Genomic DNA, 9,090 nt, shown 5'->3' on the forward strand with positions numbered 1-9,090 from the left:
GCAGTATACAACATGAAGAAGGCCGCAAAACAGGAGATACCACTTCCTTCATGCGATTAAACATAGGCGTTCAGTCACACTTTGCAAGCTAACGTCGCACTGATCCAGTTGCTCTTCGATCTTCACTAAGTCCACAAGTGATCGGCAAAACCGATCTAGAGCCCAAAATACGACTACGTCAATAGCTTCCTGTTCTGCCGCCCTAAGCAATCGTTGGAACTCTGGACGTTCGGTGTCCCGACCAGATTCCGCCTCGTCAGCGAAGACATAGCGCACATCCCAATCTCTCGTTTCACACCGTTCCCAACACCGACGGATCTGTTCATCGATAGAGTACCCGAACCGCTGATTTGCTGATGAAGTGCGCGCATAAATCGCAGCTCCAAAATCCGATTCTTCGCTATCACCAATACTGGATGGATCAATACGATCTCGTCCAAAACCACCCGCCTTTTCCTTTGACATAGCCACCGGACTGTGTCCCTTCGATTGACAACATCAATCGCCCATTGATCGTCATCGAGTATTTGGATAGATCGGTCGGATAAGTCTCTATTTTGGGGGATCTGAAAACCACCCCCACCCTAGTTGTTTAATACCATCTGACGGATTTTGATTGTATGCAGTCACCGAATTCCACTTTTTCGGAAGTGCTCGCAACGTGGGTATATCATTCCGTTCCGTGGATCCTGTTGTTCTTCGTGTTGTTTACGATCGCAGGCTATGCGCTGATGCTCTGAGAATGGCAGAATAAGCGTGTGTACGGATCGTGCGGTAGATCGGATCTGATTACAATTTCTTGAGATCCGCAATCAATAATAGAGTTTCAAAGTAGATAGTTTGGCAGCGACTCGCGGGCAGGTTTGGCAAACGAGATTTGATCACGGTCAAATATATCACCAAGAGACAGCTTCAGGCTGGTAGGGTCAAATCGCCCGAGCTTGAGAGGCGCGAGTCGTTGAATATCCTGTTCCACCTCGGCCACGTTATGACGCCCATCCAGATTGAAAATCACGTATACACGATACCCATAATTAAACATCGTTCGGAGTCGTCGTGAAAGTTCGAGATCTGAAGCCTTGTAATAGATTTCTGCTGCAATTTTTAGTGGATATGTTACTCGTATATCCGTGATTTTGAAATTGGTCTTGCTACCGATCCGCCGTTCCACGTCAAGAGAAACTTCTTCACCCGTAACTTCCCGAATCCGATTGTAGATCTTCTTGATAGAGAGTTCTACTGGGAGTCGGTGTCCCTCTGTAGCTGCGTCTGTTGCGGTGCAATCTGGCGTCCGATCTCTATGGGCAAAGTACTCAAATGGATGTTTTGCAGAGCGATTGTACGCGAGTTGCTTATCACAGATCGGACAGCAAAAATCCCATCTTGACGAATACTGTGGGTTCTCTTTAACTTCATTACCTTGGACGACACGGTTTCGAAGTTGATCCTTAGCTACAAACATTGGTCACTACTCCTCGTTGATGGTGGTTGCTTTCGGAAACCATCATACTGAACGTCAAGGGAAGATGACTTACTCAATCGGTCATTGAAATATCCGAATATCCTCTAAAAGCTGGGCACGCTCCCATCGAACAACTCCTCTGTTTTGATCGTATAATAGGCTACTCGATTGAGTATAACGAGCAGAACGCCTGCTTGGAAGTCTGGCCCAGGAGCAACAGATTGGCGATCCGAGTCATAGATTACTAACCCAGCATCGGAAAGTGTTGGCAAATGGGATTGAGATAATGCATTGTACACGTTTCGATAATCTTCTCCGGTTGCATGATCTGATTCAAGATCGTTTTCTGTGGCAGCAATCCACTTAGCGAGTTCCCGAACTGAAGCCGTTTCCTCGTTATGCGCTGCGAACCATTGGATCACGTACCGGCGACGCGTTGCTCGTAACGCGTGATAAATATCAGATAGCCCATCCGGTGAGGACGACTCTTCAATCATCGTGATTAGTAGCCACATGCCCTACTGTTGTTTGGACAATCCGTGGGGGAAGATCGGGTTTCATCTGTATCAGTATCTTGGGTGGTTGGGGTCCTCACTAATTAGTTCTTATGAGAGAACTATTAAATAATAGTTCTTTCAAGAGAAGAAATTTCTAACACTAGTCGAAACGGCCATTCTGATAATGGCTGATGGTCCAGGTCGGAAACCCAAAATCACAGACGACAATATACTGGCAGTGTTTCGCTCGTCTTCGGATCCTGTGCTAACAACTAGTGAAGTCGCTTCGGAATTCGAGATTACACATAGAGGGGTACGTGATCGACTGGATCAACTAGAACAGAAGGGCCAATTAAAATCAAAAAACGTTGGAGCCCGAGCAAAGGTTTGGTGGGATCCCGAACACACTACAATATCTGACAAAGCCAGCTCTGAATAACATATAAATACGCGCTTACGATACTGGTTGCCATGGGGGATCCGTGGTTCACAACTTCTGGTGAGGTGGGCGAACTTGAGATTGAAAGAAACCAAGATGGGTGGGTCGTCGCTGCGAATGAGGAAATCGGCAGAATCAACTGTCTTATTCAAGATCAGTCACTAATTGACGAAACTGCTGACGAACAGACACTCACCGTCAGGATTGAAAACTTTCGTAAAGGTCTGAACAAGAATCCGAATTTTCTGACTATTACACCGCTTGATTCAGCTGATATGACTTCGTCTGAAGCTGGAAAAATTAGCGATAAATCAGAGTCAGCCTACTCACAATCACCATCACAAAATGCAGAACAGCAGGATAGCAACAGATCAAGGGACACAGCGGACAATGGATCTGACGATTTCGCTGAAACCACAAATTCGTCACAGCCATCATCCCATCCAAATGAAACGTGGGATCTAGCCGAGTTCTCTGGATCCGGTGAATACGTTAATGTCGAAGCTAAGATTGACTCCATCCATTGGGTCAAAAAAGACGAGCCCAGGATCCCGGACATCAGAGGTGAACTAAGGGATGAAAGTGTTCTAGAGGCTGTAACGTTCGTTATTCGGGATGGGGTGTCACATCCACGTATGGATCGTGGCAAGCGGTATCGATTTGAGAACGTCAAGGATCATTATTATAAGGAAAACGCTGAGGTTCAAGTCGTTATTACCCAGTACACGAATTTTACTGATCTTGGCTGACAGAGGATTGTTGCCGTGTAGGAGCCTGAACAATCGTTTGGTGGGATTCCAAGCATACCACGTTACTGAAACGATCTGATAGACGCGGTATACTGTCACCCTTCAACATCGGTTGCAGTTCGAAAGCTTGTTAGTTCGTCAATCCGCTCTTCAAGTTCCTTAATCTCCTGTCGTAGTTCCTCTGCATCTTCCCCGTCCGTAGCCGCGAGTTGATCCTTAAGACCTTGTAATCTGGATTCCTTGCGTTCCTCGTCTACCTCTGCTTTCCGGACGTACTCACTCTCCGTGATTTCGTACACGTCGTCCTCAGATAGTTCCGTCACTTCCAGCGCTTTGTCCACCTTTCCCCGATCCACACTCATCACCCGTTCTTGCTCAATACCAGCCTGTTCCAACGTTTCTAACACTTCCTCGTCATCCTTGAGCGAACGATTGCGGCGAGTCGTGCGCTGCACAGAACCGAATGGCCCACTCGTCGGGCGATCGTGATGAAGTCGATTCAAAAGCACGTCTGCAACATCCTTGCGGAAGTCATTCGCATTCCGTTGCACATCCGACAGTAACGTATAGAGGTTCACCAACGCACTCGTATCCATCTCCTCTAATGTCGCCACGTTGTGCCGTTCAAGAGCGTCAACAAGCAACAGCGCATTCGCATACACGTCCAGATCAGGCTCAGTACGCTCTTTACCTTCAGTTCCAGACTTGGAGTCAGTATCAAGCAGCTGCGTTGTGGTTGGCCCATCCTTCTCAACAATCACGCCAGCGTCCTCATCAATCTCGTATCGAGGATGGAGACTCAGCACCGCCGGATACGGGTCAGCATCAGGTGGCAACCGATCCAGTTCGAAACCATCCGGTTCATCAGTAATCCGTCGGTAGAGAGTTTCGAATTGATCACGTTGAAGCGGTCGCGTCTCGTCCTTATTTTCGAATTCGATAATGACACGCTGCTCCTGCACGCCGGTAATTCGGAACGAGTTGTGCGACAGCGGTGTGATTAACGTTGCCCCGTCTGGTAACTCATCAAGTTCATCCAAGAGCGTGTGCCAACTCACACTGAATGGCATTACAAAGGAATTAGCGGCAAGATACAAAGTCAATAGGGGTCAGCAAATCAAAGAATCATAGAACAGCTCACAATATGGTTGATTTCAGGACGATCGGGGACAAATCATTCACTCAGTAAGTGTGCGTATTTGTCAGGCGTGATCCCTAATTAACTGTGTTTTTCGGTGTACTGTTCTAAGGCTCGTTTAATTGCTTTAGGTCGGCTATCAACTCGACTCCCAGCAACCCGCATCAAATTCAGGGGCGTATATCCGTCTGCATATCCGAAAATCCGATTCACTGCCGTTGTGGGAACTGATACTGGTTTAACTCCCTGAACAGTGTAGATGAGAGTGGAAGAAGTATCGCTCCAAACCTTTGTTCCGGCCCATTGCTGCTCGTCTTCAAAGGTAATTCCAATCCATCCAGTCCCTACGTACTCACCATTCTGATGAAAGAGGACGAGATCGTCGGTGCTCATTTTCTCAAAAGTATCTTTCTTACTTTCGGGGGCACCGAAGAATCGAACCGTATCCATCTCAGAGAACGCTTCGGGATGATCGGGATAGCTACTTAATTCGACTTCTGAGAGGACAGTCCGGTCAAAATCCTCGGGAGAGGATCGGGCCAAAAATATGTTGGAACTCACACCTGTTCGTTCTCGCGGGGTGAAACAAATACCCTCTGAAACGTAAAGACAGATCGAACGATCTAATAAATACAAATTCTGTTGAGCGAATCACCAGAACACAGCACGGGTGTGAGAACTGTTCATAGAACAATTCTGCCTATATTACCAAGCCACCGTTATACCGGTTTGTACGAACCAAACGGTTATGGGTTTGAGTCGCTATGGTTGACGTATGAGTCAAGGCCGGGATGACGCGGGGCGGTTTGAAGAGACCGTTACCGAACAGGAGATACTGAAAGTGTTCGACTACGAAGACGACCCGGTGTTGACAGCCTCAGAAGTTGTAGACGGGTTACGGCGATTCGGGAAGCACATAACTTCAGAAGGAGTTCGGAACCGACTCGAAGATATGGACGACAAAGGGCTCGTGAGCCGGAAGAAGATCGGTGCGCGCGCGGTCGGGTGGTGGGCTGAAGTTGCACCGGAACTTGATGCTGAAACCGCTGAGACGGTTGATGCCCGGAAGGGAACTGATGAGTGGAGCGAACTGTAGTGGCGTATGGCGACGGTTCTGTTGCACCCCGATGTTGAGAAGAAGTTGCAGGGACTCCCGAACGATATTGAGACTCGGATTCGATCGAAGTTAGAAGACGCTGGTGAGAATCCGGATCGGCACCTGAAGCCGTTGAAAGGGCGAGAGGAGTATTCACTCCGTATTGGGAAACGCCGCGCAATCATCGATTGGGTGAAAGCAAAAGGTGAACTTCGAGTGTTGGAGATCGATACTCGGGACACCGTGTACGAGTGACTACCACAGATATGCCTTGACTGGATTGTTATTCGAAACGTTCAGCACTCGCCGTAATACGTATTTGAATAATGAGACGGTTTGACGTTGGTGATAAGGTGCGTATCGATATTCCGAATTCCGCTGACCCTGACTACAGTCTTCATGGGAGTAAAGGAACGGTTGTTGAGATTATTGAAGACGATGCCGATAAGGAAACGGGAGATGTCCGTGATTCGTATTTATTTAGTGTTGAACTTGATGACGATAGTATTGAGCATCTACGCTGGCGAGATCTACGGCCAGCCTCTGAGTAGATGGCTGAATTGGAACGAAGTAGTTCTGTGGGTGTAGTGAGAGTTGAAAGGCACTCTCGCAGTCAGGACCCACATTCGCTTCAAAAATCCCTTCGTTGATATTGCTCCCATTCAAGCATTAAGATATGGATGAACACATCGCACGCATTCAAGAACACAAGCTCCGAACAGTGTGGCAAAATGAGGAGCGTGATTTCACACGTTGGCTGGCGGAGAACATCCAACTGCTGGGGTCAGAATTGGGGATTGAAATAGAGGATGCACATACTGAGGAAACAGTAGGTGATTTTTCCTCAGACATCGTCGCGCGGGAGATGAATACCGGTGAAACGGTTGTGATTGAGAACCAGTACGGTAAAACCGATCACGACCACCTGGGAAAGTTATTAACGTATTCTTCTGGAAAGAACGCCGGTTTCACGATATGGCTGGCTGAGGAGTTTAGACCTGAGCATCGGAGTGTTCTCGAATGGCTAAATGAGAGCGGTCCTAAGGACGTGAAGTTCTTCGCTATCAAACCGCGGGTACTGAGTATCGAGAATACCGATAAGCGGGGATTTGAATTCGAGGTTGTCGTTGAACCTAACGACTGGGAGCGTGAGATCACCGATGAATCCCTATCAGAGACGGAGCGTAGCTATCGTGAATTCTTCGCTGATCTGGTCGATGATTACTCGGAACGACGACCACACTGGTCCAAGCTAAAACCTGGACCTCGGAATTATCTTACCTTCAGTGCAGGAATATCCGGTGTGAGCTTTGGATGGGTCTTTCACCAAGGCCCGGAATTCGCTGTTGAGTTGTATATCCAGACCTCTGACGCCGAGCGGAATATGGCTATCTTTGAAGCTCTGCAGGAGCAGAGTGCTGAGATCGAAGCGAACCTCGACACCGAATTAGTCTGGCAACAACTGTCGGACAAACGCGCCTGTCGGATCAAGTGGCCGAAGCCACTAGAGGAGAAAATAACCCAGTTGAGCGCAAGCCAGCAAGCGCAGCTGGTTGAGTGGGGGGTAGACGTTATGGACTCATTCCAGGAAGAATTTGAACCTCGTATTTCAACTCTGAACGTGGACTGATCCTTATTTGCGCCGCCATTCTGGCATTTTCTGGGCGGTGTAACGATCAATAAGGTGGACGTTCCCGATTCAAACACCAGGATTCGGTTTCATAATTCCCGTACCTTCATAACATTCACGGGGGTTTCATCTTGTATGGCTCTCCAGCAGATCACTGCTGATGACATCGCCGGGTGGGACTCTTTGCAGGACATCGCAGACTCATTTGAGAAACGCGGCCTCAAACCCCGTCCAAACCTCGGGGAAGACAACGACCTCGTACTCCAACTCGCTGACGACGAATTCGTTGTCCTCGTTAACGCCGGTCCTGGTGAATCAGCGACCGACTTCAAACCGGACAACCGATCGCGGCATACGAACCTCGTCGCCACGAACGACTTCGAAGAATTCACCTTCCTTACACGGATGCGAAGCTGGGAAGGTCAACAGCACGGGCGCATCAAGCACCAGAAGATCTCGTTCACCAAGGAACAGTTCTCGCGTTCAAGCGGTGAGAAAAACACCGTACTGAAGAAACTCAATTCGATCGAGTACGGCTCCTCTGCAGCAATTTACGACACTCTGTACGATACACAACAAGTTGTCAAGGAGTTCTACCAAGATTTCGAGGAACTCCGGACCGATCTCGTTCAGGAAGTCTCCGGTATCCCTGACGATCGCGGTGACGCGAAACAACGCTATGTCCAAGTCATCCTTGACCGGATGATCTTCTTGTATTTCATCCAGGAGAAACGGCTTCTGAACCGCGATCCGAACTACCTACACGAACAACCCGGCGATGTCGTGGATGATGGTGAAGATCGGTACGAGAACTTCTACCAGCCGTTATTTTTCGAGTACCTTGCAGAGGACAAACAGAGTCCTGACTTCGGAAGTCTCCCATACTTGAACGGTGGACTGTTCGCCAAAAATCCAGTCGAAGAAGACTTCCCGGACGCGAAACTTGGGGGCTCCGTTAAAAGGACGAACGAACTCTTCGATGACATCCTTGACTTCCTTTCAGACTGGAACTGGAACGTAGACGAACGCCTCGACATCGTTGATCCAAAAAATCTCTCGCCCGCCATCCTCGGACACATCTTCGAACAGACAGTTAACCAGAAGGAGATGGGAGCGTACTACACACCCGAAGAGATCACCGGCTTCATGTCTCGCCGGACGATCCATCCCTACCTGCTTGATCAGCTCAACGACGCTGTTGACGCCACATATGATGAGATTGATGATGTGTTCGGCTTCCCGAGTATAGAAGCCAGCGGTGAAACGGAAGCAGTAGCGGATGGCGGGACGATGACTCAACAGGTTCCAACTGGAAATGTTGAGACAAAGCACGTCGAAACACTATATCACGACATTCTGAAAGAGGCTCACATCCTTGATCCGGCAGTTGGGAGTGGTGCGTTCCTGCTTGCTGCACAGGACGTGCTGGTGGATGTCTATATGCAGTGTATCGAATTTTTCCAACAACTGGAACAGGAAGGTAAGGGTTGGGAACTGGACTCTCGTACCCGAGACGAGTTAGAAAAGATCAATGAAGGCCAAGGTGGGGCGTCACTGTATGCAAAGCGGACGGTTATCCTGAATAATCTATATGGTGTTGATATTGACGAAGGTGCAGTGGAAATCTGTAAACTTCGCCTCTGGCTTTCGATGGTCGCTGACATTGAGGATGAGCCGAGCGAAGTGGAGCCACTTCCGAATATCGATTTCAATATTCGACAAGGAAATTCGTTGATGGGGTACGTATCGTTTATCGACGACGATGATACCGAAGCAGACCAGAACACCTTGCTTGAATGGGGGGCCCTAGAAAACAAAGTTGAGAGTAAGTTTGGTGACGTTCTGGCTGCGATTCACAGTCACAAGAATACAGATAGTAGTGCAATAGCGAAGCAAAAACGCTCTGAAGCGGAACAGCTCATAGAAAAATACAGTGAAGACTTCAATAAAAGCATCCTTAGCCGTTTTCACGAAATCGGATATGAGGAGATGAACATAAAAGGCCTGTGTTTAATCACTAGCGGGCGGGGGATCACGTCGTGAGATCAAAGGCGTTGAAGCGGGAGAGTAGTGATTGTG

At 48.4% G+C, this 9,090-nt stretch carries 12 protein-coding genes; 7 read left to right on the top strand and 5 right to left on the bottom strand.

What is annotated here, in order from left to right; genetic code table 11:
* Nucleotides 1–48 precede the first annotated feature (48 nt).
* The 3 genes from KM295_RS16345 to KM295_RS17175 all read right to left on the bottom strand — a co-directional run bounded on the left by KM295_RS16345 (nt 49) and on the right by KM295_RS17175 (nt 1,977).
* Nucleotides 49–465: a recombinase family protein gene (locus KM295_RS16345; protein WP_256031356.1), complete on the bottom strand. Its 417-nt coding sequence runs from the start codon at nt 463–465 to the stop codon at nt 49–51.
* A 361-nt stretch (nt 466–826) separates the two neighbouring features.
* Nucleotides 827–1,462, bottom strand: coding sequence for a hypothetical protein (locus tag KM295_RS16350; protein ID WP_256031357.1), 636 nt, complete (start codon nt 1,460–1,462; stop codon nt 827–829).
* Between the two features lie 104 nt (nt 1,463–1,566).
* Nucleotides 1,567–1,977 (bottom strand): DUF7344 domain-containing protein, encoded by a 411-nt coding sequence (locus KM295_RS17175; RefSeq protein WP_418904822.1) that lies wholly within the window; start codon nt 1,975–1,977, stop codon nt 1,567–1,569.
* Nucleotides 1,978–2,143: 166 nt separating this feature from the next.
* Between KM295_RS17175 and KM295_RS16355 the strand changes: the two genes are divergently transcribed.
* On the top strand, nt 2,144–2,398 hold the full coding sequence (locus KM295_RS16355) for a FaeA/PapI family transcriptional regulator (RefSeq protein ID WP_256031359.1): 255 nt from the start codon (nt 2,144–2,146) through the stop codon (nt 2,396–2,398).
* A gap of 32 nt (nt 2,399–2,430) precedes the next feature.
* Nucleotides 2,431–3,147, top strand: a complete 717-nt coding sequence (locus KM295_RS16360) for a hypothetical protein (protein WP_256031361.1) — start codon at nt 2,431–2,433, stop codon at nt 3,145–3,147.
* Nucleotides 3,148–3,242: 95 nt separating this feature from the next.
* Here the strand turns inward: KM295_RS16360 and KM295_RS16365 are convergent, their stop codons facing one another.
* Nucleotides 3,243–4,217, bottom strand: a complete 975-nt coding sequence (locus tag KM295_RS16365; RefSeq protein WP_256031363.1) for a DUF7983 family protein — start codon at nt 4,215–4,217, stop codon at nt 3,243–3,245.
* Between the two features lie 149 nt (nt 4,218–4,366).
* Nucleotides 4,367–4,846: a hypothetical protein gene (locus KM295_RS16370; protein ID WP_256031383.1), complete on the bottom strand. Its 480-nt coding sequence runs from the start codon at nt 4,844–4,846 to the stop codon at nt 4,367–4,369.
* 214 nt (nt 4,847–5,060) lie between these two features.
* Between KM295_RS16370 and KM295_RS16375 the strand changes: the two genes are divergently transcribed.
* The 5 genes from KM295_RS16375 (at nt 5,061) to KM295_RS16395 (ending at nt 9,054) form a co-directional block, all read left to right on the top strand.
* Entirely contained in the window at nt 5,061–5,381 is a 321-nt protein-coding gene (locus KM295_RS16375) for a winged-helix domain-containing protein (RefSeq protein ID WP_256031385.1), read from the top strand.
* Between the two features lie 6 nt (nt 5,382–5,387).
* Nucleotides 5,388–5,636 (top strand): type II toxin-antitoxin system RelE family toxin, encoded by a 249-nt coding sequence (locus KM295_RS16380; protein ID WP_256031386.1) that lies wholly within the window; start codon nt 5,388–5,390, stop codon nt 5,634–5,636.
* A 71-nt stretch (nt 5,637–5,707) separates the two neighbouring features.
* Nucleotides 5,708–5,932, top strand: coding sequence for a DUF8139 family protein (locus tag KM295_RS16385; protein WP_256031388.1), 225 nt, complete (start codon nt 5,708–5,710; stop codon nt 5,930–5,932).
* A gap of 125 nt (nt 5,933–6,057) precedes the next feature.
* The gene (locus KM295_RS16390; protein WP_256031391.1) at nt 6,058–7,011 is read left to right on the top strand and encodes a DUF4268 domain-containing protein; all 954 of its coding nucleotides are present in this window, start codon (nt 6,058–6,060) and stop codon (nt 7,009–7,011) included.
* A gap of 135 nt (nt 7,012–7,146) precedes the next feature.
* A complete protein-coding gene (locus tag KM295_RS16395; protein WP_256031393.1) occupies nt 7,147–9,054 on the top strand; it encodes an Eco57I restriction-modification methylase domain-containing protein in 1,908 nt (635 codons plus the stop codon).
* Nucleotides 9,055–9,090: the final 36 nt, after the last annotated feature.

This window comes from Natronomonas aquatica (assembly GCF_024449025.1).
GTDB lineage: Archaea > Halobacteriota > Halobacteria > Halobacteriales > Haloarculaceae > Natronomonas > Natronomonas aquatica.